This is a genomic window from Pontibacillus yanchengensis Y32, assembly GCF_000770635.1.
GTDB classification, from domain to species: Bacteria; Bacillota; Bacilli; order Bacillales; family BH030062; genus Pontibacillus; species Pontibacillus yanchengensis.
Genome location: NZ_AVBF01000001.1, coordinates 1 through 26,707 on the forward strand (window position 1 = coordinate 1; position 26,707 = coordinate 26,707).

At 39.7% G+C, this 26,707-nt stretch carries 21 protein-coding genes; 14 read left to right on the forward strand and 7 right to left on the reverse strand.

Annotated features, from left to right (window positions below; genetic code table 11):
- Positions 1-81: 81 nt before the first annotated feature.
- The 3 genes from murJ to csaB form a co-directional block, all read right to left on the reverse strand.
- Positions 82-1,605 (reverse strand): murein biosynthesis integral membrane protein MurJ, encoded by a 1,524-nt coding sequence (murJ, locus tag N782_RS00005; protein ID WP_036814924.1) that lies wholly within the window; start codon positions 1,603-1,605, stop codon positions 82-84.
- Between the two features lie 96 nt (positions 1,606-1,701).
- Positions 1,702-2,886, reverse strand: coding sequence for a glycosyltransferase family 4 protein (locus N782_RS00010; RefSeq protein WP_036814927.1), 1,185 nt, complete (start codon positions 2,884-2,886; stop codon positions 1,702-1,704).
- Positions 2,887-3,089: 203 nt separating this feature from the next.
- Positions 3,090-4,196, reverse strand: a complete 1,107-nt coding sequence (csaB, locus tag N782_RS00015) for a polysaccharide pyruvyl transferase CsaB (protein WP_036814930.1) — start codon at positions 4,194-4,196, stop codon at positions 3,090-3,092.
- 240 nt (positions 4,197-4,436) lie between these two features.
- Here csaB and N782_RS00020 point away from each other — a divergent pair, with 240 nt between their 5' ends.
- From N782_RS00020 to N782_RS00065, 10 genes are all read left to right on the forward strand, one after another.
- Entirely contained in the window at positions 4,437-5,714 is a 1,278-nt protein-coding gene (locus N782_RS00020; protein ID WP_036814933.1) for a nucleotide sugar dehydrogenase, read from the forward strand.
- A gap of 12 nt (positions 5,715-5,726) precedes the next feature.
- Positions 5,727-6,440 carry a WecB/TagA/CpsF family glycosyltransferase gene (locus N782_RS00025; RefSeq protein ID WP_036814936.1) on the forward strand — a complete coding sequence of 238 codons (714 nt, stop codon included), beginning with the start codon at positions 5,727-5,729 and terminating at the stop codon, positions 6,438-6,440.
- A 60-nt stretch (positions 6,441-6,500) separates the two neighbouring features.
- On the forward strand, positions 6,501-7,538 hold the full coding sequence (locus N782_RS00030) for a GNAT family N-acetyltransferase (protein WP_052111062.1): 1,038 nt from the start codon (positions 6,501-6,503) through the stop codon (positions 7,536-7,538).
- A 46-nt stretch (positions 7,539-7,584) separates the two neighbouring features.
- The gene (locus N782_RS00035) at positions 7,585-8,478 is read left to right on the forward strand and encodes a PIG-L deacetylase family protein (RefSeq protein WP_036814942.1); all 894 of its coding nucleotides are present in this window, start codon (positions 7,585-7,587) and stop codon (positions 8,476-8,478) included.
- Positions 8,475-9,572: a glycosyltransferase gene (locus tag N782_RS00040; protein WP_036814945.1), complete on the forward strand. Its 1,098-nt coding sequence runs from the start codon at positions 8,475-8,477 to the stop codon at positions 9,570-9,572. The genes N782_RS00035 and N782_RS00040 overlap by 4 nt, the downstream gene beginning before the upstream one ends.
- Positions 9,573-9,677: 105 nt before the next feature.
- Positions 9,678-11,048 (forward strand): O-antigen ligase family protein, encoded by a 1,371-nt coding sequence (locus tag N782_RS00045; RefSeq protein ID WP_036814947.1) that lies wholly within the window; start codon positions 9,678-9,680, stop codon positions 11,046-11,048.
- A gap of 402 nt (positions 11,049-11,450) precedes the next feature.
- A complete protein-coding gene (locus N782_RS00050; protein WP_036814950.1) occupies positions 11,451-12,611 on the forward strand; it encodes an S-layer homology domain-containing protein in 1,161 nt (386 codons plus the stop codon).
- A 16-nt stretch (positions 12,612-12,627) separates the two neighbouring features.
- Positions 12,628-13,083, forward strand: a complete 456-nt coding sequence (locus N782_RS00055; protein ID WP_036814952.1) for a hypothetical protein — start codon at positions 12,628-12,630, stop codon at positions 13,081-13,083.
- A gap of 48 nt (positions 13,084-13,131) precedes the next feature.
- Positions 13,132-16,500, forward strand: coding sequence for a hypothetical protein (locus N782_RS20520; RefSeq protein WP_052111063.1), 3,369 nt, complete (start codon positions 13,132-13,134; stop codon positions 16,498-16,500).
- A 115-nt stretch (positions 16,501-16,615) separates the two neighbouring features.
- The gene (locus N782_RS00065; RefSeq protein WP_036814955.1) at positions 16,616-17,497 is read left to right on the forward strand and encodes a hypothetical protein; all 882 of its coding nucleotides are present in this window, start codon (positions 16,616-16,618) and stop codon (positions 17,495-17,497) included.
- Positions 17,498-17,784: 287 nt separating this feature from the next.
- Here N782_RS00065 and N782_RS00070 read toward each other — a convergent pair whose 3' ends face one another.
- The 3 genes from N782_RS00070 to N782_RS00080 form a co-directional block, all read right to left on the reverse strand.
- Positions 17,785-19,917, reverse strand: coding sequence for a hypothetical protein (locus N782_RS00070; RefSeq protein ID WP_036814958.1), 2,133 nt, complete (start codon positions 19,915-19,917; stop codon positions 17,785-17,787).
- Between the two features lie 78 nt (positions 19,918-19,995).
- Positions 19,996-20,787 (reverse strand): hypothetical protein, encoded by a 792-nt coding sequence (locus N782_RS00075; protein ID WP_036814961.1) that lies wholly within the window; start codon positions 20,785-20,787, stop codon positions 19,996-19,998.
- Positions 20,788-20,814: 27 nt separating this feature from the next.
- Positions 20,815-21,678 (reverse strand): tyrosine-type recombinase/integrase, encoded by an 864-nt coding sequence (locus N782_RS00080; RefSeq protein ID WP_036814964.1) that lies wholly within the window; start codon positions 21,676-21,678, stop codon positions 20,815-20,817.
- A 373-nt stretch (positions 21,679-22,051) separates the two neighbouring features.
- Here N782_RS00080 and N782_RS00085 point away from each other — a divergent pair, with 373 nt between their 5' ends.
- Positions 22,052-23,227, forward strand: a complete 1,176-nt coding sequence (locus tag N782_RS00085) for a CAP-associated domain-containing protein (RefSeq protein ID WP_161783045.1) — start codon at positions 22,052-22,054, stop codon at positions 23,225-23,227.
- Between the two features lie 223 nt (positions 23,228-23,450).
- Here N782_RS00085 and N782_RS00090 read toward each other — a convergent pair whose 3' ends face one another.
- On the reverse strand, positions 23,451-24,587 hold the full coding sequence (locus tag N782_RS00090; RefSeq protein WP_036814970.1) for a hypothetical protein: 1,137 nt from the start codon (positions 24,585-24,587) through the stop codon (positions 23,451-23,453).
- Between the two features lie 372 nt (positions 24,588-24,959).
- On the opposite strand from N782_RS00090, the gene N782_RS00095 reads away from it, so the two are divergent.
- The 3 genes from N782_RS00095 (at position 24,960) to N782_RS00105 (ending at position 26,511) form a co-directional block, all read left to right on the forward strand.
- On the forward strand, positions 24,960-25,733 hold the full coding sequence (locus N782_RS00095) for a helix-turn-helix domain-containing protein (protein ID WP_036814973.1): 774 nt from the start codon (positions 24,960-24,962) through the stop codon (positions 25,731-25,733).
- Positions 25,734-25,918: 185 nt separating this feature from the next.
- The gene (locus N782_RS00100) at positions 25,919-26,281 is read left to right on the forward strand and encodes a DUF2178 domain-containing protein (protein ID WP_036814976.1); all 363 of its coding nucleotides are present in this window, start codon (positions 25,919-25,921) and stop codon (positions 26,279-26,281) included.
- A gap of 20 nt (positions 26,282-26,301) precedes the next feature.
- Positions 26,302-26,511 carry a helix-turn-helix transcriptional regulator gene (locus N782_RS00105; RefSeq protein WP_036814979.1) on the forward strand — a complete coding sequence of 70 codons (210 nt, stop codon included), beginning with the start codon at positions 26,302-26,304 and terminating at the stop codon, positions 26,509-26,511.
- The last annotated feature ends 196 nt before the right edge of the window (positions 26,512-26,707 follow it).

The window sequence follows — 26,707 nt, forward strand, 5'->3', positions numbered from 1 at the left end:
TGGCGGAGGAGTATACATATTTTGTAAGCTTACCTTTATGACATTGCCCAATAGGGTAGTGCTCTAAACTATAATATTGTTTTAACTCATACTTTTCCGGTCTTTTACAACACGTAACATTTGCCTGAAGCCTTCACGGTAGAATACATACATCCCGGCAACGTAGAACACAACGCCAATCGGAACAAGAATTAATAATCTCCATAGAGCATATAAGGTTTCAATCGAAGTGAACTGCTGAATCAACACAATCGGAACCGCCATTATAATAGAAGGAACGAGAACGCGGAAGAACAGCTGCACCAGTTTTTTCAACTCAGAACGATCATAATCGCGATAAACTGCAAGCGTCGTCGCGGTTACATAATAGAGCGCTACAACCGAGCTGGATAATGCTAAGCCTGGATAGCCTAGTGGTTGAATGAACAGCCAGTTTAGAGCAGCGTTCAGCAAAATCGTCGTCGAACTGATTTTCAACAATCGCTTCGCTGCGCCTTGTGCGTACATGCCTTTCACACCAATAACGAGCAAGCCTTGCGTTAATATAATCGGAATGTATAGCTGCAGGACAAAGTACGTATTTGCCGTATCCTGTGCCGTGAATTCTCCGCCTTCATAAATAAAGGAAATAACAGCTTTCCCGACTAACAAGGTACCAATCGCAATCGGAAGCAACGTCATCATGCCGATTTGATAGCCCATGTATAACGTTTCGCGGAACTTTTCCTTATTATCGGCTTGTTCGGATAACAATGTAAAAATAATTGCCACTATCGTCGTCGTAAAAATCGTACTCGGAATACTCATAATCAAGGAAGCGTTATTTAAATACGTAACAGCGCCTGTCTCAATACGGTTCGCGAACATCTTGTTTACAAACACGTTAATGTGCCCAACAGAAGAGTGAAGCAGGGCAGGGGCAAGCAGTAGCATCAGCTTGCGGCCAAACTCATCATCCAACTTGAATTTCGGCATCCATTTAAAGCCACCATACACTAACGCGCCAAATTGAATACATACGCCGAGGAATGTACCGAACACAAATCCATACGCAACACTATAAATCCCCCACATATCTGCGAAGAAAATAATAAATAGCGTTGCCATGAGCGTCCCCATAATTTTCGATAACTGCGTCGGAACAAAAATGCGCCTCGCCTGTAAGTACGATTCAAGCACACCACTTAACGCGATGACGACCATGCAAATGAAGAACACTCTCGTTAAGTCAACGGTAATCCGGAGCGTTTCCTCAGAACGGGAACCGAATAAAAACTCCACGATCGTTGGTGTGAAAAAATACGCTATGACGGAAACACCGAGGAAAAAGAGCGTCGTATAGTTCAAGACGCCATTGGCATTACGCTCTGCTTCCTCCATATTTTCCTTGCGCTTCTCCACATATTTCGGTAAAAACGCCGAGTTAAAGCCATTGGCAATCAAGGCCAGAATCAACGTTACGAACGTGAACGCAATCATAAACGCGTCTGTCTCATTGCTTACACCGAATTCTCTGGCAATCATGCTTTCCCGGACGAAGCCCAGTAATTTGAGGAAAATCGATAGTAGTGTGATCCATATTGCGGTTTGTTTTAGTCTAGACATGGGTTATACCTTCTTTTCAACGTATGAAATCCGCTTTTCCACGACTCCACGGCTCATGAAAAAACGGATTTACATAGACTTTTAGATTGTTCTACATTATGTAGATACTTTTGATAATACAGATTCGTAGATAGCCGCGTATTTTGTGGCCGCGGAGATATGAGAATATTCTTCCTCAATTTTGACACGAGCTTGCACAGCCAAGCGCTGGCCGAAGTCATGATCGCGTAATAGCTCACACACAGCCTCTGCAATCTGGTCATCATCTTTTTCTTCTACTAATAGACCATTTTCCCCGTGTTGAACGATTTCCTTCAAGCCGCCAACCTTCGAGGCTATAACAGGCACGCCACTTCCCATCGCTTCTAGGGCCGAAATCGACGTCGCTTCTTCTACCCCCTCTGAATGCACAGACGGAACCATGGTAATATCGCTCATTGCATAATAATCCTTCATCAAGTCATGGGGGATATCGCCAAGAAAATGGACCGTAGAGAGCGTGCCGTTCTTCTCACAAATCGTACGAAGGCCAGCTTCTTCCTCGCCACTACCAGCATAGATTAATCTCGTCTTCGGAAACTGTTGTTGAATTTTAGGCAGCGCCTTAGCAGGGTAGATAACCCCATTCTTTTTCGTTAACCGTCTTGGAATAAACACAATATGATCATCTTCAGCAAAGCCGTATTTCTGACGAAGCTCCTGCTTGCGCTCTGTTTGCGGACGGAACTGATCGACATCAATGAAATTATGCACGCGGATGCCCTCAGCTGCTGCGAGGTCTTTTACATAATCACGAATACGGAAATCGACCGTAATGATTTGGCGCGTCTTCTCATACGCTTCTTTTTCCTTCGCCTGAAGCACTCGTGCCTCGACACTCTCTGTCTTAATCGACCCACGGCTGATCGCTTCATACGTCATGTAACCATGAACCGTTGTGACAGTAGGTACAGGTGTCTCAAGAGCAGCAAAGGTAGCATAGATATCCTGCGCATTCACAATATCGTATGGCTTGTCCTCGTGTTTCTTCTTGATCATGTCACGAAGCATGCCAGAGCGTAATTTATGCCCAAGCAAAATACCCTTCCCTGGAGCCATCCGATTCATAAAGAAACTCGGACCCTTGGCAAAGAACTGTTGCTTATAATAAGGCAGGTCACTAAAGGACAGGGTTTCCACCTCATGTCCTAATTGCTCAAGCCCAGCCTTTAAGGTTGTCATATGTGTTGATAACCCTCCGGTGTGAGGGTAATTAAATACCGTTGCCAATAAAATTCTCATAATGTTCCTCCGCGTTAACGAAATACCTGCTGCCTGTTGTATGTATCGTACTCGTCTATTTCTATATGTACTGAGGGGGCTTCCTTAACTCCCTAGTAATAATCTAGTTTAATTGTAATGGATGTAAGAAAAAAAGAAAAAGGGTGCGTCGTCCCTTCTCTTAAAAAATCAATTATATAAAGGCGTTCCTTAAAAAGTAATGATCACTGAAATTTTTCCTTCAATAAAGTAACATTCCTCAACGCCTCATCCTTTAACTCAGCACGTTCCTCATCTAACTGCGCTCCAAGTGTTTCCAGATGTTCATACACATCCACTACATTGGCATACATGGACGCTGCTGTAAAATGTTCAAGCGTTGTGGAGTGATGCCACATTCCTGTACGCATTGCCAGGCTCTCGACCTTTTTATCATAGCTAACTGCAACAAACGGTACAGAAGCGAGTGTCGCAAAAATCAATGCATGCAGTCGCATCCCAATCATCATCTCGCACTCTCCAATAAATTGAAGGTACTGATTTGGGGTAAAGTCGCTTCCAAGAACAAGCGTCTGATCACCATGCTGCATGTGCCCTTGAATCGTTCTCGATACGTTCGCATCATGCTCGCCTTCCATCGGAACAAACACGGGCGTAACCCCTTTTTCCTCAATAAACTGATCCAACAGCTTGGCCATCTCGGTCTGATAAGCTGTTTCCTCAAACCAAGGCCTGACACTCACACCAACTAGCTTCTCGTCACCTGTTAACGGCAGAGATTCGATGCAGATCGTGTCACGTTTTGATTGGTATGCGAATACGATATCAGCTGTGACGACTGTTTCAGGTTTGGTGACGTGCCGTTGCTCGAGGTATTTCTTGGAATATTCATCTCTAACCGTAATAAAATCGGCCATATTTCCGAACAATCTCATCAAGAGCTTCCCATATGGAGTGGTCACAGGACCAACTCCCTGTGAAAAAAACATTACCTTTGTCCCGCAAAGTTTCGCTAAAAAGACAATGAGTAAATAATATGGAAGCGGACCGAAGATAATACGAGTAGGGTACGTATCTTGAAGTAATCCACCGCCGCCTGATAACACAAGATCGGCTTCACGAAGGGCGCGGACTTTTTCCTTAAAGTCATGGCGCCAGCCGCGGTAGATGCTTTTGACGTTATGTTTAGAAGCGGTTTGCTCTGGGGAAAGGGAAAACACTGTAATATCAGGTTCGTCAAGAGAGGTGCGTAAGTTGTCGACCATTGCGTCGAGAATCGCTTCATCTCCCGTGTTTCCTAACCCATAAAAACCGGAAATGACTAGTTTCATGGTACATCTTCCAATCGTAAAACGGCTACAAACTCATTCTCATACTAGCACCTTTTGTCAAAAAATGAAATAAAGATTCGAAATTCAGACGTAAATAATCATTCGCAAGGGTTGGAATTCTTTGCTATACTCAAAACAAATGTAAAAATGTGTTCAACACAAAAACTGGTAACCTTTACAGTACGGAGAACATGCTTCCGACGTTTGAACAACTTTATAAAGGAGAAAGAAGAGACTGTTATGAAAAAAATATGCGTAATAGGATTAGGATATATAGGACTACCAACATCAGCCATATTCGCCCGTGCAGGCTTTGAAGTGGTTGGCGTTGATGTGAACGAGAAAGTGATCCATACATTAAATGAAGGCAATATTCATATAGAAGAACCAGGACTTGGCGAAGCGGTGAAAGAAGGGGTGGACGCTGGGAACCTTCGCGCCTCTACGAAACCAGAAGAAGCAGATGTTTTCATCATTGCTGTCCCAACACCAGTGTACGAAGATAAAACAGCCAACACCGAATACGTGGCTCAAGCAACAAGAGACATCCTTCCATACTTACTAAAAGGCAATACGATTATTGTAGAATCAACCATCCCACCACGTACCATCGATGATGTGGTAGCACCGATTCTACGTGATGCTAATTGGGATCTCGAAGCAAATGAACTACTCGTTTCCCACTGTCCAGAGCGTGTAATTCCAGGTAAAATCATGGATGAACTCATTCATAATACACGCGTAGTCGGCGGCCTTACACCAGAAGCAGCGAAAAAAGCTGCCGATGTGTATCGCGCCGTTGTAAAAGGAGATATTCACGAGACAGTAGCCGTGACAGCTGAAATGTCTAAGCTAATGGAAAATACATTCCGTGACGTTAATATCGCCCTTGCCAACGAACTAGCGAAAGTTTCCGACAAACTAGATGTGAACGCCCATGAGGTGATTAATTTCGCCAACATGCACCCTCGCGTGAACATCCTGCAACCAGGACCAGGCGTAGGCGGCCATTGTATTGCGGTCGATCCATACTTTATTATAGAAAAAGCAAAAGAAGAAACACCACTCATGCAACGAGCACGTGAGATCAATGATTCGATGCCATCTTTTGTAGTAGAGCAGATTGAAGAATTGACGCAACTGAAAATGAGTCCAAAAATCGCCATCTTCGGCCTTTCCTATAAAGCCAACGTCGATGATGTACGCGAAAGCCCAGCGGTAACGATTGCTCGTAAGCTACAAAACCATGAAAAAGGCTTTACCATCACATGCCACGATCCATTCGTGAAGCAAGACATGACAGACTTGCAGCTTGAGAGTGTCGAGGATGCCTTGAAGGAGGCCGATGTGGCCCTTGTTCTAGCAGACCACCGTCAGTTTAAAGAAATGGATCCATCACTTTTTGCAAAATATATGAAAACCCCAGTTGTGCTTGATACACGAAACTGCATCAAGGATCACGAAGGGATGACACTGTATCAGATTGGTCATTTAACAGGTTTGAAACCAATTGAGTAAGAGGGATAAGGAATGAATAAAGAGACCTATATGGGTGTGGACGTTTCCCCGTTATCATATGAAGAGATAACCAAAGAACTGAACCAGCGCATCCAAGACAACCAACAATCAACGATCATCGCAGTAAACCCAGAGAAAATCATCGCGAGCCAAAACGATGAGACGTTACGCGATCTCATTAACGGTTCAACGTACCAAATTCCAGATGGGGTCGGCGTTCTTCTCGCCTCTAGATTAAAGGGAGGCGAGATTCGTTCGCGCGTAACCGGTGTAGATATGATGGACCGTCTTCTACAAATGGCAGCCGAAGAGGGCTATCGTGTCTTCTTTTATGGTGCCAAGGAAGAAGTCGTATCCAAGGCAATCTCCAATATCCAGGAAACATATCCTTCCATCCAAGTGGCGGGATATGAAAATGGATATGTGCAAGACCAAGAAGCCTTGATCCAAAAAATCAACGACGCCAAAGCAGACATCATGTTCGTTGCCCTTGGAAGCCCGAAGCAAGAGCAATGGATTCGCGCCAACAAAGAGCGTCTTCCAGTGAAGGTATTCCAAGGTGTTGGCGGAAGCTTTGATGTGTACGCCGGACATGTGAAACGCGCGCCTGCTCCGTTTCGTAAAGTAGGAATGGAATGGTTTTATCGTCTCGCAACCGATCCAAAGCGAATCAAACGACAAATGGCACTGCCGAAATTTTTATTCCGAGTGATCACAAAGAAATAGATTTGAGGCTTGGCCCGAAGCGTCAAGCCTCTTTGCACTTCCTAGTAAAGGATGACAAACATGCCGATACGAACCTATCAACCAGGAGACGAAAACCAAATCCAATCCCTTTTCGAGAAGGTATTCGGAAAGCCACGTTCCATCGAGCTGTGGCAATGGAAATTCCTTCAGCATCCCAACGCCAGTAACCCGTGGATTCTTCTATATGAAGAAGACGGAGTCGTGCTTGGGCATATTTCCTTATGGGTATCGTATGCCTGGGTTCATGGCGAGAAACAACCAATTGGCTTACGTATCGATACCATGGTCGACCCGGATGCAAGAGGGAAGGGCATCTACCAAAAGCTAAACGAAACATTAATCAAAGAAGCGAAAAAACGCGGAATTGTCTATTTATACGGATTCCCAGCTCCAAAGGCGAAGGACTTGTTCCTACGTTATACAAACGCTTCGCATCTATTAGATGTGCCAAGATACATATTTGTACAAAAACCAATTGCGCTCCTATCAAGTAAACTGGCCCCAATGAAAGCCTTTAGGCCACTTGATCAAGTCGCGCTACAATTTCAACAAAAAAAATTCCGCCAAAAAAATCAAGAATCGTTTACAATAAAAGAGATTTCCACATTTGATCAAACGTTTGATCAATTAGCCGAACGGACGAAACATCACGCTACAGTGCATCTCGTTCGCGATGCCGCCTATTTAAATTGGCGGTACATTAAGCATCCTAATCACAATTATAAGATGCTCGCCCTCTACGAAAGAGGAGAGCTGAGAGGGTATATCGTTTTTCGTGTAGAACCAAAAGAGGATCGAGTGTTTCGAAACGGCTATATCGTAGACTGGCTAGCAGAAGACGACGATACCTACTGGCAAGTCCTTCTTCAACAAGCGATGGTGCGCATGAAGGAGGCAGATGTGGTGCAAACGTGGGCGATGCCAAAAGCTGGCTCCACTAAACTTTTAGCTGATAACAAATTTATGCATAAAGATAGTCCCATGCCTCTCGTTGGAAAAGAGCTCACCGTCCAACATATCGAGCTTAACAATCCGGATGCGTGGTATATAACACCAGGAGATATTGATTCGTTCTAGGTTCAAGGGTATGCTCACCGACATGCCTCTTAAAGGAGATTACGTTATGAAGCGACAACTATTAAAATCCATTACCCCCATCATACACCCGATTACAGACATCGTTCTCGAACGCTACTACAAAGGCGATCTGTACACGACGGAATTAACCGAGGAACGTGCCTTGCTACTAGCCCCTCACGTTGATGATGAAACCATCGGCGCAGGTGGGACGTTGAGGAAGTATGCCAATCAGGGTGCAGATACAACCGTAATCTTTTTGACGAACGGAGCGGGAAGTGTGTCCGATTTAGAAGAGTCAGAGCTTGTTAAACGTCGCCGCGAGGAAGCGTACAAGGCTCAAGAACTTATCGGCTTTCAAGACGTGCGCTTTTTTGACGCACCAGATGGGGAACTTGAAAGTACCGACGCATTCCAACAGCAATTGATCGACATAATCGACGAGAAACAACCTGAAGTGATCTACGCTCCAGTGTTTGTGGATTGCCACGGCGATCACATTGAAACGGCGCACCTGTTACGGGACACGCTAGCTAAGCTAGAAAACCCGAGGATGGTCGTTCGCCTATATGAAATCAACACAACGCTGCCAAAAGAAGAAATCAACTGTGTCATCGATATCACCTCCACCTTTGAACAAAAAGAACTAGCGGTGAGTGTGTTCACATCACAAGCTATCGATTTTGACGGCTTCCTCGCGCTGGCTCGCTATAAATCCCAGCTAGTCCAGCAACCAAAAGTAGAAGCGGTAGAAACATTTTGGCAAGGTAGTCCAGCTGTATTCATGGAACGATTTGACGCCGTGTATGGCAAATGGACGTATAGCGACTATTTCAAACAGGTGAACAAATCATCAACACTTCTGTATGCCATCTTCAAAAACGCCAACTTCAAACAAAAAGTCTATGAAGCAACGCGTAAAGGAGGGCACATCGAATGAAAGTCGTTCACCTAATATCCGGTGGAGAAACAGGCGGGTCGAAAAATCACCTACTCACCTTACTAGACCAGTTCCCGAGTGACCAAGTGTCGCTCGTTGTCATGCAGCAAGGCGTCCTCTATGATGAGGCAAAAAAACTCGGCATCGACGTACACTTACTAGACCAGCGTTCCCGCTATGACCTGTCCATTCTTAGCCGGTTAAAAGAACTCATTAAGAAAAATGGATTTCAGCTAATACATACGCACGGAGCACGAGCTAATTTATATGCCTCGATTCTTAAGAATTCGTTAAGAATCCCTTGGGTCACTACGATTCACAGCGATCCTACGTTAGACTTTCTTAAGGGAGGCATGAAAGGTAAGATCTTCACCAAAATCAATCTTTGGACCATTAAGCGAATTGACCACTTTTTCGCTGTGTCTGAACGATTTAAAGAAGATTTGATCAACCTTGGTGTCCCAAGTGAAAAAATCACAACTGTCTATAACGGTATTGATTTTTCGAAGTCATACGCTACAAAAACCCTTACCCGAGCTGACCTCGACCTCCAAGCAGACGATTTCGTCACAGCAATGGTCGCTAGGCTCCACCCCATTAAGGGACACGAAGAAGTATTCCAGGCCATTCGGCAACTGGACAACCCTCCATTCAAGCTCCTATTAATAGGAGATGGACCCGAAAAAGAACACCTAACAAATCGTGTGCGTGAGCTAGGCATCGCATCGCAAGTTCAATTCCTAGGCTTCAGGCACGACGTTCCAGATATTTATCAGATTAGTGATATCGGTTTACTCGCATCCTATAGTGAAAGCTTTCCGCTTGCGTTACTAGAAGCGGCAAGAGAACACACACCAGTTGTCGCAACAGACGTAGGCGGTGTAAGACACATGGTCCAAGGTACGGGCTGGGTTGTGTCGACAAAAAGCGCTAACGAATTAACGGATGCGTTTCAAAAAGCTATTGAAAAAAAGAAAATTGGCGAACTTTCTGATTTAGGTGAAACATTCTATGAACACTGTAGTGCCAACTTTTCACTGGATCAGTTAGCTGATTCTACCAAAAAAATGTATAAAAAATTTCTACAAACGTGAAACTTTTGAAAGAGGAGTTTCGTCTATTTCGGGTGGAACTCCTCATAATTTTTCCATAACCAACAAGATATTCATGTTCAGGAAGAAAGAGGAGTGTAACAACGTATGGCAGGTAAACATTCATTGACATTTTACTTGGTCTTATTGCATATCATCATTATGCCGCTTGTACCGGCTAAGATTTATCTAGGACCGCTACCGATCTCAGCAGAGGTCATCTTAATTCCAGCCTTAACGATCGTAGCAATTGCAGAATACATGACAGGAAAGATACGCCTCAACAGCTTAGGGCTGAAAACATTCATGACCCTATTCGGAATCTTTTTCCTCATCCAGGTGATTTCCTTATCCCAGGCAGACTCGCTCTTACCAGGATTAAAGGAAATGGTACGGTATGTATCGTATGCGATTCTCTTTTACATCGTTACGAAAATTAAGTTCACCGACCGCGAATACAAGACATTCGGCATTACATTCGTAAGTGTACTAGCTGTCGTTGGGCTCTGGGGCATTATCCAATATGCCTTTGACATCAATTTGAATAAAGCTGGTGTGTATGCCTTGGCAGAAGCATACGGCCGTGTTCAATCAACGATGGTCAACCCGAACTATTGGGCTGGATTTATTAACTTCATTTTGCCAATCCTACTATTATTTGCAGTAGTCTTCTTCAAGGACCGTAAATGGCAATTGATTATGTTTGCAGTATTTGGCGTGTATGTCATCAATCAAATCTTTACATACACAAGATCTGCCTGGTTGATTATGGCAATGGCGATTATCTTAACGTCGTTGCTCATTCCGAAACAATTTTATAAGAAGTTGTTCACCATCCACTTAATTGGGGCGACACTGTTACTCGGTGTCATTGTCTACAATTTACCCGATGTTCAAGAAAGAACGACATCGGCTATAAGTATCGCCCAATCCTTTATGCCATCCTTTGGAGGTAATGGTAATGGAGGTACTGCAGGTGATGGCGGCGATGGTGAAGTTGACGAAGATGAAAAGGAAGAGGACCCCATAACAACAAAATCTATCGCATCCAGGACAACACTTTGGAAAACAGGACTTTACATGTATCAGGAGAACCCTACTCTTGGGGTAGGTATTGGTAACTATGATGTCCGCTACAAGGAATATGTAACCAAGTATCCCGAGCTTTACGTCGGCCACGATCAATACTCTGTACACAACTCGTACTTGAAAGTGGCTGCGGAGACAGGAACAATTGGCGTATTAAGCTTTCTAGCCATCTACCTCTACTACTTCTTATTCTTAGGAAAACAATTCCTTTTCCGTAGAGAGGATCTAGCTAAGAAAATATTGCTCATAGGTTTATTCGTAGGTGCAGGAACGTTCATGGGGCAAAATCTAGCGAACAATCTCATTTTCATTCCGCAGATTAATGTGCTCTTCTGGCTCGTCTCTGGATTAATATTCAATTTTGTTCATTCCGCATATTCACCGGAGTAAAGGTAACTGAGATGTAATAATGTAAAAAACTTGAAAGTATTTCTTGTTCAACCATTTTATTCATGTTATGCTTGTAAGCGTTGATGTAAAAAAACTCTAAACATTCTATCAATCTAATATAATGACGAAATTTGTTATGGAATTGCAAAATTTTATCGAGTTTTGTAAAGATATAGACAAAATTTGTTTGAATTAGTTGAAAAAAGAACTAGATTTGATAGAATGAGATTGTGAGTTTTTCCAAGCCAACCAAATGGCTACTCTGTTGGAAATTGAAAGCAGAAAGCTCAAAAGTTGGTATGAATCATTGGAAGAAGGTTCAATGAATTGAGACTTTGTCTCTAGAACCTTAGATATATAAAATGTACTAAAGAAAGTACATATAAGGGAGGAAAAAGATTAATGGCATTTCAACCAAAGTCTTATCGCAAATTTATGGTTGCATCTGCATCTGCAGCACTAGTAGGTAGCGCAGTAGCACCAGCGGTTGCTGGCGCAGCTGAAATGGAAACGGCAGCAGAAGCATTTACAGATGTAGACCAAGACACTACTCATTACGAACACTTAAACGCTCTTTACCAAGATGGTGTAATTCAAGGTTTCGAAGATGGTACTTTCAAACCGAACGATTACGTACCGCGTAGTGAAGCAGCAGAGATGATCTTCAACGCACTAAATCTTGAAGAGGTAGAAGATCTATCAAGTTTCACTTTCACAGACGTTAACGATCGTCTAAAAGGTGAAGTTCAAGCACTAGTTAATGAAGAAGTTGTAGATGGTTACAGTGAAACTGATTTCGGTTATGCTGACCACCTAACTCGTGAGCAAATGGCGAAAATGCTAACTGAAGCTTTTGACGTCCCTCAACAAGACGTTCCAGATGCTGATTTCACTGACCTAATGGATACGAAGCTATACCCATTCATCAATGCAGTAGCAGAAGCAGACATTGCTGACGGTTACGAAGATGGATCATTCGGCGTAGGTGACAAAATCAAACGTGTTGACTTCGCTAAAATGCTTCACAATGCAATGAAGCAATGGGAAGGCGGAGACGAAGCTCCTATGCTTAGTGAAGTAGGACAAGTGAAAATGACTCTTCCGAATGTTTACGTTGCAGAAATTAAGCGTGATGCTCTTGAAGGCGCAACTGCTGAAACAGAGGTTACACTTGATGTGAACGGCGAAACAGTTGAACTTATGTATAATGAAGAGCGTGACTCTTTCCGTAATATTGATATCTCTGGATTCGAGCAAGAAGAATTAGAGAATGCTAAAGTTATGTACGAAATGGACGGCGACGGCAATGGTGACGACGTTACTAAGCTTGGTGCTGTTACTGAACTTGATGGTAAAGTAAAGATGACTCTACCAAATGTATATGTAGTAGAATTAAATCTTTCTGATCTTGAAGATGTTACTGCCGAAGATACAGTAGCACTATGGATCAACGAAGAAGAAGTTATGCTTGAGTACGATGAAGAGCGTGATGCATTCCGTAACATCGAAGTTTCTGGATATACTCAATCAGAACTTGAAAACGCATCTGTTGTAGTTAAGTAATAAAAGGGTGAATTCAATGAAGCATCTAACAAAATGGGTTGCAGCATCAGCAGCTTTCACATCGGCTCTAGTTTTCATTCCAACAGCAAACTCTACAGTTGATGCAGCAGAAGCAAGTGTATCAGATCTTACCTATTCTTATGATGGGCAAGACTTCACGGTATCTTATGAATCATTCACTAACGCATTACTAGATGCGGAAGGTGATATGTACGATTTCATCGTAGAAAAACAACCGGAAATTAAAGCGGTTGGTCTTAAAAATGGTAATTATGTAGATTACGAAGCATTTGCTAACTCTGTTTTTGACAGCAGTGAAAATCCATTGGAGATTTTAGCAAATCTTTCACAAGATCCATCAAAAACATTTGAGGATAGTGAAGTAACTACATGGGTGGAAGTAACAGATTTTAATAATGGGGAGCCGGTCTTTAGCGACGCGGTTGTACCTGAAGTTATTTCTATAGATTAAGCTAAGCTTAACTAAATTTCTTTTAATTATAGGGGAGGAACTTTAACAATGAAAAAAAGTCCAATCAAAGTGATGACATCTGCGGCATTAGCATCTGCACTTGCAGTACCAGCAGCAGTATCAACTGTACCAGCAGTAGCAGACGCAGCTGACACAGAAATCATGTCCGTAGCAATCGAAAGCAATGGCGAAGTTACAGTTGTACCATATACAGATTTCGTAAACGCACTTCTTGACGGAGAAGGCGACGTTTGGGACATGTACCAAGATGGTTCCATCGCATCTGTAAGTGTTGAAGAAGGTCAGTTTGTTGAGTACGAAGCACTAGCAAATGCTGTTCTTGAAGCTGAAGAAGGTACAACAACTACTGAAATTCTTGCAGAGCTAAATACTCAAGAAGACGCACTAGTTGACGAAGACACTGTAGCTGACTATAAAAACTTAGGCGAAACACTAACTGTTGACTCGGTAAGTGCGATTAACAATACTACTGTAGAAGTGAAATTCGAAGACGCAGTAAGCGATGTGGACTCTATTGACTTTGAAATTGAAGATCTTGATATTGAAAATGCAGCTGTAAAACAGACTGATGATCATACTGTTGTATTGACTACTTCAGCTCAAGAAGGTGGAGAAAAATACACCATTTCTGGTAATGGAGAAACTCTTGTATCATTTACTGGTGTTTCCGCTGTAGTACCAGAAGACATTAGCATCCAAACTAATTCAGTACAGGGTATTGTTGGTAAAGAAGTAACAGTACGCGCTGATATTGATGAAGAAGTTGCTGGCGTACCAGTTACATTTAACATCAATGCTTCTGGCGAATTTAACAAAGACCAAGTGGTAGAAGTTTACACTAACGAAAACGGTGTTGCTGAATACTCTTACACTCAATATTCTGGTGGCGAAGACAAAGTAGTAGCATACGCTACAGGTAACCCAGATGTACGTGCTACAAATGGTATGGTTTACTGGGGTGTTGAAGATCGTCTATCTCTTGAAGAAGTAGATAATGATGATACTCTAAGTAATGGCGAGAAGAAAGTATATAAAGTTACAGCTCGTGATGTAGATGGCGATCCACAAAGCGGATATGTAAACATTGCATATAAAGAAAACTTAGACGTTGCTCCTGAAGATGCTATTCGTGACGTAGAAGTTACAGACGCTTATGGTGATGACTATCCTTACCAACTTTCTACTGGTGGCGTAAGAACTGTACAAGTAAAACTTGGTTCTGATGGAGAAGCTACATTCACTTTAGAAGGTGAAAACAGCACTGTAACACCAATCGCATTCATTGATGATAACTTCATGGATGAAGATGACAATGATTATGAAGGAAACGGAAAATTAGATTCTACAGAGCTACAGGCTGAAGGTCCTTCTGTATCATATGACCTAATCCACGAAGCAGAAATTGATGTAGATTCTGAAGGTTCTAAGAACGCCGCTTATATGAGCAGCCGTGGCGATGGTGGCCGTGATTACACTGCAACAGTACGTGATGAAGATGGTGACCTTGTACCTGAAGGAACAGAAGTTAATGTAGTAGTTGACTTTGGTGTAGAAGAAAGCACTGACGATGTTTACTTTAATGGTCAAAAAGTAAGCAGTAGTTCAGAAGTCTTCACTCTAGAAGCAGATGAAGATGGAGAGGTTTCTTTCACACTTACTGGTGATAAAGATGCTTATGCTACTCCAACTGTATTCGTTGACAATGGTGACGATAATGGAGACCTAGACGATGCTGACCTTCAAGAAGATGGAGAAATCGTGTACTTCACTGAAGCAAGCGTTGAAGATGCTACATTAGCTGTTGAAGATAGTGATGGAGATAGCGTTGATACTCTTGCTGCTGGTGAAAAAGCTTACTTCAAATATCAAGCTGTAGACCAAAATGGTAAAGATTACGATGAAGATTACGAAGCTACATTTGAAGTAGACGCTGGTGCTAACAAAGTACGCGTTTATAACGCTGGAAACGGTGATTTCCTAGGAACTGTAGATGCATTTGATGATAAATCATTTGATGTAGAAAGTGATTCTGATGGTCTTGCTCAAATCTATGTAGAATCCGATGCACCTACTGATGTAGATGTAGAAGTTTCTGCTTCTGATAGCACATTGCCAAACCTTGACGGTTCTGTTGAATTTGCTGCAAGCGAAGGTCTTGTTTCTGGTGAAACTTACGAAGCAGAAGTAGTAGACTTTAATGAAGTTTCCGATGCAATTACATTGCGCATCAACGGCGAAAACTATGATTTAGATTACTCAGGCGATGATTTATTCATCGACAATAATCCTAAATCTGAAAATGAATTTGAGAATCAATTAGACAAGTACGATCGTGTCTATTATATCAAAGGTGATACTGAATCATTTGACCTTGACCTAGCTTCTGAAGACGGACCAGAAGGAAATACTGAAAATGATCAGTACTTTGAGCCAGAAGAAACTCCTGAACCTACTGAAGGTGACTTCGAATCTGTAACTGCTACAGATGAGTCTGGTGATGGTGTAGCTGATCAACTAGAAATTAAATTTAATGGTGATATCGAAGATAGCTCTGTATCTATTGCGGATTTTGAAGTAGAAAACGCTACTGTAGATTCTTACACAACTGGCGATTCTGATGATGATACAGTGACTTTATCAATTACACCAGACGAAGGATATGAGACTGCACCATTAGGTACATTAACTCTTGCTGATGGTGAAACAATCTCTTTCCAAGAAGATGAAGATACTACTCAAATCGATTCTTCAGATTCAGCTGAAATTATTGACCAAGTTGGACCAATGTTAACTGAGGCAACTCTTGGTGATCAAACTTATGCTTCTGCAAGTATCACTAAGTTAGGTCAAACTATTAACGTTGATGTTGTAGATGAAAACCTTGAAGGCGCTCTTGGAAACGAAACTACAATTAATGTTGTTAATGATTCAGATGATGATTCTAATGACTTAGATGTATCTTATGATGCTGCTAACCAAACTATTAATGTTACATTAGCTGAAAATGGTGATGGTTCACTTAATAATGACCAGAATACTTTAGTAGCAATCGCAAATGAAATTGATGCTCTTAATCAATTCAATGCTACCCTTGATGGTTCAGGTTCAGCATTCCTTAGTGAAGAAGAAACATATGAGTTCTCTGGGGGAAGTGACGATGTAATTCTTACTTTCTCAGAAGCTTTAGATGATGCAACTGTTGGATTTGATGATTTTGAAATTACTACAGTTACTAACGAAGATGGTACTGCTACAGTAGCTAACGACCAAGTAACTCTTAACGTAACAACAGCAGATTCTGCTGTAGAAGGTGAAGATGTTAGTGTAACTGATGGTAATGTAGAAGATCAAAGTTCCAACAGCAACACTGACACTACAGCATATACAATCAACTAATTTATTCATTCAGTCTGAATAATCATATTAGATGGTTCCGGTTATTCCGGAACCATTTTTATTTATTAGATTAACCGGAAGTGTACTATTTAATAATTAAGGGAGTGTATTTAAAATGGAGATAGCTTCCATAAAATCTAATTACATTAAAAATCAAGTGTCTATAAAGTCCACAAATGAATCAAATTGGAAGTCAACCTTAGATGACACTATGCGTGCTGTAAATCCACTTCACGACTTAAATATGAAACACAATAACTTAATCTCATCAGCTGTGGGTAGTAATGATTGGTCTAAATACAATGAGTTTAAGGCAAAACAAAATCCTGCCTGGTATGATTTGCAAAATGGAAGTTTCACTGAAAATAAAACCTATTGGGGTAACATGTTTGAAGAGAGAATGGAAGCCTTAAAAGAAGCTAGGCATGAGGATAATCAAAAAGAGATACATATATGGTCCAAGCGAGTTAATGAAGCTGTCGAGGGTTTTAAAAAGGCTCCTGGGGTTACTCCTTATGTGGTAGGTTTGAATAGCTTAGAAAGCTTCGCAAAAGAATATGAGGTCGACCAAGCTAGTGAGGGGTGGTTTGATAGTAAGTGGAACAATCCCAAGGTATTAAATGAAGGACAGTTCGAGGATAATGAATGGTACAAGAATGCCTATATGAAGGAAAACCCTGAACTGGCACGTAAGGCTATTGCTGCTGCTAAAGCATATAGAGAGCCAGAGATTGCCAAGGTGGCCTCTATAATGGAAGAGGATATGAATACATTTTTTGCTCAACAGTCCAATTCAGTAAGTAAAGTAGTATCTCAAGATAAAGAGGAAAATAATGTTTCCATAATAAATACAGAATCAAAGGAATATGTGAATCAATTGAGTAAGAACCACATTGATAATATTCAGTATCCAGCACAAATGTCTTTTCTAAAAGATTATACATCATACAGCCATGTAGGCAATGAGTTAGTAGAAAAACTCTATTGGAAAGCATAAATACCGTTTATCTTTAAATTTTTAACTAAACTTTTCCCAATATACAAAATAAAGAGTGGTACAGATCCTGTAACATTTTTATTGTTCTGATTCTGATAGTTTTATAGTCACCTTTTAAGTAGCCCCAGCTCAGAACATCACTAAGTAAGACTTCTCCTGAATTTAGGGTTTCAACTCAAGGATTGGATATAACAGCTTAAAAAAGACTCCAAGATATGAATATCTTGGAGCCCCTCATTACTTATTTTATCCAGTCTATTGAATTAGAATAAAGCTTAGTTTATTTATTAATTAGAAGTAACTGAAGTTAAAGTAATCGTACTGTTCACGGACTTACCATTTGAAGTTACAGCCGTTATGGTAAATTTATCACCTACACCAGCTTCACCATTAGTAATAGTTAAGTCATCTGAAGAAATATCAATGCTGTCACTGTCAAATGTAGCACTGTTATCAGAGTTATCTTCAATTCCTGTTACATAGTAATTTGAAGGTGTAATTTCGTTTGTAACACCATATTGATCTGTAACTGTGAAGTAGAGCTCTGTACTATTATCAAGTAGGCTTCCTTCTACATTTGTCTCAGAATCTGAGATGCTGTCGCTGTTTACTGCAATTGATTGTGCTTTAGGTGTTTCTTCAGAGACTGTAACTTCTTTCGTTAGTGTCTTAACGCCATCTGATGTCTGAATTACTACAGTAAGAGTTGCAGTACCTTCTGCAACGCCATAAATCTCTTGGTTACCAGTATCAACAGCAACTACGCTTGGGTCATCACTGATGATATCCTGAATAGCACTTGTAGGTACTGCCACAGAATTACCATCTGCATCAGTTGCTGTTACAGTTACAGGAACATCATAGCCTTGATCAGCAGAGCCTTCTGCATATAGTGTATCGAATTCTTCAACAGAGTAAGACAATCCTTCAGCATTATCTGCAATTACTTCAACATCCGTATCTACCGAATCAAGTTCTGCGTCACTATCAGTTGCATCTTGTAAAGTAGCAGTCAGAGAATATTCACCAGTTGTACTAGAAGTCACTGTATATTCACCATTAAGAATGTTCTCAACAGGTACAGTTTTAGTTAAGTTACTACTAGAGTCAAGCACTACATTACCATTTGAATCAACAACGTCAAGCCCTGCTTGGTCAACCGCTAGTTCAACGTTATAATCTGCATTTGCTTCATCAGCAACAGTATTACCGTATTGATCAATTAGAGTTAATTCAAGTGGTGTTTGAGCACCTGTGATTAACTTATCTGCTGGATTAGTTACGAATCCAATTTCAGCAGGAACACGAGCAGACTCGACTTCTACAGTTAGTTCAGCTGTTTCGCCACCAACAGTTGCAAAGATAGTAGTAGTACCAGCTGTGTTTCCAGTTAAATCAACTGTAACTGTACCATCTTCATTGATAGTAAAATCATCATTTGCAATTACAGATGTATTGGATGATGTTAGGCTAATATCACCTTTTTGGTTGAAGATTTCTTCATTAGTAAGTGCATCTTCATACTGATCCATTGCTGAAATATTTAGAGTAGCTGAGTCACCAACAGCGAAAGTTGATTCTTCAGGCTTGGTAAGGTCAGCAGACTCAATCGATGCATCAGCATAAACTGTGAAAGTTGTTTGAGAAGTTTCACCAGTAGCATTTACAAGTGCTGTAATTGTTACGTCTTTAGCTTCAGCTACATCTTGAGTATCGAATGAAAGAACCCATTCATCATCGTCATTCTGAACAACTTCGATGCTACTGCTAGCAACTACAGACTCATCACTAGATAGGAAAGTAAGGTCATCTGTGTTTTCTAAAGTAACATCATTACCGTACTGGTCTACAGCAGAATAATCAAGAGTAATGTCTTCAGAGTTTTCTGGTAGTCTCTCAACGTCTTCATCTAGAACTGGCTCACCTAGAGTTACTTCGCTAACAGCTTCCGCTGCAACAACTGGAAGTGTAACAGTTTCTTTAACACCAGAGTCATTGTGAAGTAGAGTTACGCGAACTTCATCTTCAAGCTCAACTCCAGCAGCATCTAAATCTAGTTGGACTTTATCGTCTGAAGTAGAGATATTAGCAGCTTTGATAGATTCACCTTTAGTTACATTATAAGCAGTAACAGTTAAATCAGAAGAATCAGCATCAACTTCTGTACCGTACTGATCTAGTAGTTGGTAGCTTACTACAACATCATCGCGGAGTGGGAACTGAGTATTTAGAACATTTAATTCAGTAGCTACTGCTTCTTCAAATTCAACTGTTACAGTGTACTCTTCTCCGTCATATGTAACAGTTCGTTCATTGTCAACATTCGGGGATAATTCGTCGACAGTAAACTCTTGTGTGGTACCGTCATCAAAGGTAACTTCGATTGTTGTTGCGTTAATCGCACTTATCCTCAGTAACACAACAACAACATTTGGGAAGATAAAATGTTTGTTGAGGTCTTGCGAGAGAAGGGATTTGGCGTTTGATGTTACTCGTTATCACGATGTCAGTTGGTCATGATTGGTAACGTATTGCTTTACTGCATTTTCCAAAAGAGTTTGTGTGCTCATTTGGGTTTCATCCGCCATTTTCTGGATTAGGTCATATACAGATGACCGAAGTGGTACCTCTTGCTCTGAAGCGTGAGGTTGTACAGGTTTTGTAGAAGTGGGTTCAGGTTGTACAGTTTGTACACCCTGTGGATTGGTCAATAATTGTTTCAGTCCATCCATGTTTTCATTTAAGAATTCGAATAGTGGATAAAATTTCTCCATTCCATTTGCAGCATGTTCGGCTGTTTGGTATCGAACATTAGAGAAAGATGGTATTTGTTCAATTAATGTTTCAATGAAAGATGATTCTTTCGTTCGCCTAATTTTATAATTATTTTTGTTTACATCCCAAACATAATTGTTTGATCGCATGTAAGCACCTAGGTCCCGATGATTTTTGAACTTAAATTGACGAGCCACAACGCGAATGTCTTTCGTTCGTTGTAGAGCCATAATAATATCTTCAGCTCGTTCGTCGAATTGGGATTGGAGCAATTGATCTTCTTGGTCTTCTTCTTCTTCCATGAGAGATTGAGTATGCTCTTCTTCCTTTGATATGTAGTTTTCCTCATCCGGGTTCCAACGATACCCTTGACGTCGCATAAACATATCAATGGATTTCCAGGTTTTCATTTTATATTTTTTGGCGATTTCTTCGCGTGTTTTCCCTTGGGATAGAAGGTCTTTAATATTTTGCACGCGTTCTTGTGTAGTTTCTTTCTTCCGTTTTGTCGCCATTTTCGTAAAGCTACCTCCTTGATTTCTTTATAGTAAATTCACTGCATCTTGTAGGTTTTTCATGTCAGAGTGCATGTACACGGATGTGGTTCGGACATCGGCGTGGCCTAATAACTTACTGATGTTTGCTGTATTCACATTCTTTGCAACTAAATGACTGGCAAATGTATGTCGTAAAATGTGTGCTGTAACGACTTTATCCCATTTTAGACGTTGAGACGTTTCTGCCAATATAGAATTTATATAAGAAGGGGATAATTTCCCTGTTTTTTTCGTAGCCAAGAAAAATTCAGATTTTGTTCGTGGTCTCCAGTTATCTATATAGTCCACGAGATAAGGTTTTAAAACTTTGCTAATTGGAACAGAACGATCTTTATTACCCTTACCTCCTACGACATGGATTAAGTTATTTTTCAAATCAACATCACTGACTTTTAAGTTTGTACATTCAGACACTCTTAAACCGGTATAACCCATTACACGACAAGCTAGTTCCACAAGTGGTTGTTCAATTGCACCAAGTAATTTGGTTAATTCCTTTTGATTCAAATATGTTCTTTCTTTAGTTTCTTTTCGTAACGCTTCGACAGCCATGGCAGGATCCTGTGCGATAAAGCCTTTTTTATATAAATAGCGGCAAAATGAACGGATGGAATGAAGATGACGGTTCACACTTGCAGGTTTGTATCCCTTTTCTTCCCTCAACATTCGTAGGTAAAATTCAATATCTGTTTCACATAGTTCTTCCACATAGAATGGACAATTATACAGTTGCGTTAAAAATTTATCGAACTGTGTCAAATCCATCAAATAACCACGTATGGTTTCTTGACTTCTGCCTTTATCCACAAGACTTTGTTGGAATAGTTGGATGGAATTATCCAATAACACAGGTTTCACCTCCTATTCTTTTGGAATTATTTCACATGGAAATAGAAAACATAGTAAATTTTACCTTCATAAGCTTTTTTATTCAATACTTTCGACGGATATCGACAACAATTTTTCCTGATAATGGTATTATCCACAATTTATCCCCAGGTTATCCCCAAATATTTTCTTTTATATAGGTTTTTTTGCGTGATTCGGGTAAAGTATTTTTAAAATATATGAGTAATAGTAACTGCATAAAAATTAGGTGAATAAGTATAGAGAAGAATTAGAAAAACAATTGATGATATATTTTTTCATTTTTACTCCTCCTACCGTATAATGAAGATAGATTTATACATTAAGGGGTGTGAAGATGATAAACAGGAAGAGCATGATTATAGTTTGCTTGTTAGGTGTGTTTTTAGTCGGAATAATCTCGAATCATGTAGATGCTTCAACACAGTGGCATCAACTTGATTCTAAGCATGATGTCCCGGTAGATAAGACATGGGATGTAACCTTAAACACACCAATTAATCCTCAATCCGTACATAAAGAAAACGTGTACGTATTAAATCAACATGGGGAAAAGGTTGATTCGTCGTTTGTAGTCAATGGATTAAGGATTATGATTCATCCTCCTGAAAATGGTTACGATTATAACGAAACGTACTCTTTATACATCAAAGATTTGTATTCTAGTAATGGCGTGAAAATGCAACAAAGAACACAGTTAGATTTCACCATAGAAAAGGAGACCAGATTTGCTGGATTTCCCTCTACGGAAAAAAAGCTTCTAGAGGAGTATGGTGAGCCTGAAGATAAGTATTCAACCATGTATTATGAGTATTGGGTATATGGAACAAAAGATTATCAAAACTATATTCATTTCGGATTAAAAGACGGAAATGTGAGTAGTGTGTTTACTACATCACCAGATCGTAAAGTTAAAGGTATTTCACCCACAGATCAAGTAAGTACTGTGAAAAGTAAAGTAACGGTAGATGAACAGGATGAAGGTAATATATATGTGAAGGAGCCTAATCAAGATGGGGGAGGTATTATCTTTTCGTATTATGGAATACAGGGTTTAGACTCGGTCTGGGGTATCAACATCACGGAAATTGGAACAAATGAAGTGGAAAACCCACCATCTATAGACATACATAATAAATCACAATCCACTATTCTTTTTCATATGATGAACGCTTACCGCGTCCAACAAGGTCAAAGCCCATTAATGTTAAATCAAAACACCGATGATGCTGCTCAATATATGGCTGAGTACTCTAGTAACCAATTCACTTGTAATCACCTATCAGGGGATGGCAATGAAACGTTGGAAGATCGACTATTAAAATTTAATGTTTCGGTGGAAGAATTAGAGAACAAGAAGGAACTTATTCATTGTGGTTCAGGTAGTTGGATTGAGCCGGTTAAATCAATGGATCATTGGGTCTCGAATAAAGAATTTAGAAAACACGTTTTAGGGGATTGGACTCATGCAGGCACAGGGAGTTATTTGTATTCTCATGTAATAGATTTCTTGGAGTTTAATAAACAATGATTGTGACTTAACTCTACCAGATTTTATATTCTCTAAAACTTAAGGCCGCTACTAATGAATATCCATTGCAGAATAAATAAAAAATGAATGGAACTATAACTAGCTCAAATCCCCATGGGAATTTGAGCTTACTTTTTTGTCTTTATTTAGAGTGGAAGTGAAATTTAGAGAAAAAGTGAAGTTAATCAGTTATAAAAAAATGCTAATTTTGTAATTATAATAATCAAGTGTGTGATAATTCATGAACCTCTGTGTTAAGGAACGCAATTAAATGGGCCATTGTATTTTTAAACCCTAGTTTAATAAATTCCTCGGTTATTGATAGAATCTCTTGCTCAGAGAGTATCGCAGTGTTGTTAGTTCGAAAGAATTTGTAATGAGAATAAACAACTTGTTGGGTAATAGGATAGGCTGGAACATCAACTGATTTGTAAATAGGATGGACAGTATCTAATGAAACTTTAGTAGTTAAATCAAGGTCATTTAGGTTGAATCCTTCTTTCACCTTTATACATAAGGCCATTCTGTGACCAAGTAAGGTACTTTTTTGAAGATAATCTCTTAAATGATTTTTCTCTTCATTGGTAAGAGAATTTAGTTTTAAGATGTTTTGGGACATGGATTCATATAAAGCATCTTCATATAAGTGAATGTTTTGTAAAAAGTACTTATTAGCAATATCTAAATGATTATTATTATTATCCAAAATTGATGTTAGGTGATCTCTTAATAATTTATCTTCTACTAACGTTTTTGCTTCTGCAGCTTTTTGATTTTCACTTTCTTCCCTTAATTCTTCAGCAATTACTCCATTTTTAAGGTTTTGTTGAACTGCTTTAAAAAATTTCTTATATTTTGGAGTTGAAATAAATAGTTCTTTTATCTCACCGTTGTCTACTCTTAATTCCATAAAAAAAACAGGAACCTTATCTTCGTATATTTTCCCTATATCGGAAGAAGTGCTAGCTACTGTGGTGTATGTACCTGTACCAACACCCTTATATCCAAAATCATATAATTCACTTATTAATACTTTAACTGGAATATTACCCTTCCGATCTATAAATACAATATACCTATCCGTTAAAATCAACCGACCTCTTTTACTTTGTTTAGATAGAAACCCTTCAACATTTAATCTTATTCTTTCTTCTTTTTTTATCTCTTTAAAGATTTTAGTTAATCGTTTTTTTGCAGTGGTTTTTCGCTGGAAATCGAGTCCAAAAGATATGTAACCAAATAATAATGCAAGTAAAAACCAACTAAAACTCCACTCTTCCCAAAACATTAGTACTGACAGTAATGTTAGGGTAGAGCCTATTAAATGTCTGATTATTTTCTTTGGCCATGGATTAATCAAAAAGATCCTCTCCCTTAAAAAATTATATAAATCATTTATACTATAATGATTTATATATATTCCAATTAAATCCATGTAATAACAAACAGTATTTTATTTAATTATCCAGAAGTCTATAGTGCCGATAATATGCATTATTATTAGCGTGAATCGGAAAGTAAGCACTTCGTCATATCGAACCTGTAGGTCCCGTGTAATGGTAAATATCATTTCTGTATAGAAGTGACTGGTCAACATTAACGACACGACCAGAAACTTGGTAGCCAAGTATCAAAAAGGGATGAGAATTGAATCATAGACACCAAACCCTCGACTCCGTGCGATTACTAAAGCGAAGGAAACTAATTCGTCATAGTACAGGAGTCGATAAAAATGAATTATGTAAGTTTAGCAATCAAACATCAACCATTTCAAACAAAGGAAGAAATGAATCAAGCGATTAAATCTCATATAGGAGAGCATGGCTATCAATTATCCGATACGGTAATTGAGATGATCCACCTTTTGTCTCGATATGCGTGTAAGTATCCTGGTGTTGCTTTTCTTAAAAATGACACGATTGCCAATTTAATCGGTAAAAGCAGAAGAACAGTAATTCGCGTATTGAATAAGCTAGTCGAGTATTCTATTATTACGCGCCTTGAAAATATGCGCCTTCAACGTGGGGGTAATGGGGCGAATTTATATATTATAAACCCTACTGTCACACAGAAAGTGACACGCAGTAAGGAAGCTGAAAACGCAGAGGTATCAACGGATTTAGCACCAGACGAGCAAGATGAACCATTATCTTTTAAAAGCATAAATAAAAAAGAATTTAAAGAATCGTTACAGGTGGAAGATTCCCATCTTAAGAACTCTTATAGAGAATTTAAAAAATTGGTGTATTGCTTTATTCCAGAAAAGACGTTTTTCTATCGTTTGTACCGTTCCTATAAATCGCAAATTAAGTCACTGGAAACCATCTATGCGGAAGAAACACTTCACGATATAGGTATTCATGCTTTAAAAGCGATGTTCTCTGCCATGAAAATGAAGGAAATACATAATCCTGTTGGTTATTTCAGTCGAATAGTGAAACAAAAGCTAGATGATCTCTACTTCGAGAGATTGAGGGAATTAGAAGAGTATGGAGGCAGTTGTTAGTACTAGCATGGTGAGCCTGAGCTGTAACGAATTTACTGATTTAAGTTGGATTAGGTTAGTAATAAATGCTTCTAAACGAACAGAACTTTCTTGGTCAGTAATGTACAGCTAGCTCTACATTATGTAAAGTGAACTGTACAATTGGGGTGTATTCATTAACACTCGCACGAAAGGAGAGGTTCTTTTTGACACTAAAGATTTTTAGAGTATTCCTATTTAGTGTAATATTACTTCCATTCGGAACGTCGGTTTATATGGGAGTTAGTGATACACCAATCTATTTTGCATTGAGTATGGGAATGGTTGGAGCTATTGTGATTCTAATCAGTTTTCGTAAATTAAAAGAAGTCAATAGTGATGAGCGCTCAAAGAAAATAGAAGATAAATCTGCCAAAGCCACCTTAATTACGTTATTGATTGTTGGGTGTATAGGTAGTACTGTTATAGCTTTTTATGAACGCGAATTATCCCTTTACCTCACTAGCTGCTATTCCTTTACCATTGTAACCTTTCTTTTGTTCAGGTTTATTTATGCGCAGAAGTTTTAAGATAGAACGAGGAGATTAATGTGAAAAACAATATCAAATTATATAGAGCTAAAAGGAATATAACGCAGGCAAAACTAGCAGAAGATGTAAGCGTAACAAGACAAACTGTTATTTCCTTGGAAAGAGAAAAATATGAACCCTCTTTAAAATTAGCGTATCGAATTTCGAGCTATTTTGGAGTACGAATAGAGGAGATGTTTGTACTAGAGGAACTTGATGAGGAAGAATAAATAAGAACCCCCCCCTTAGACTTGAGAAATGCTAGTGAGGGGAGAAATTCCTCAAGAAGGGGGGATAAACCTAGTTGTCACTCATCTTTCCTACCCTTTTTATTTCCAAAGAAGCCGTTGGAGTTTCCAAGGCCTAAAAGAATGAATGCTGCCACAATAAGGAATAAGAAATATAGAATCAAGATTAATAGCTCCT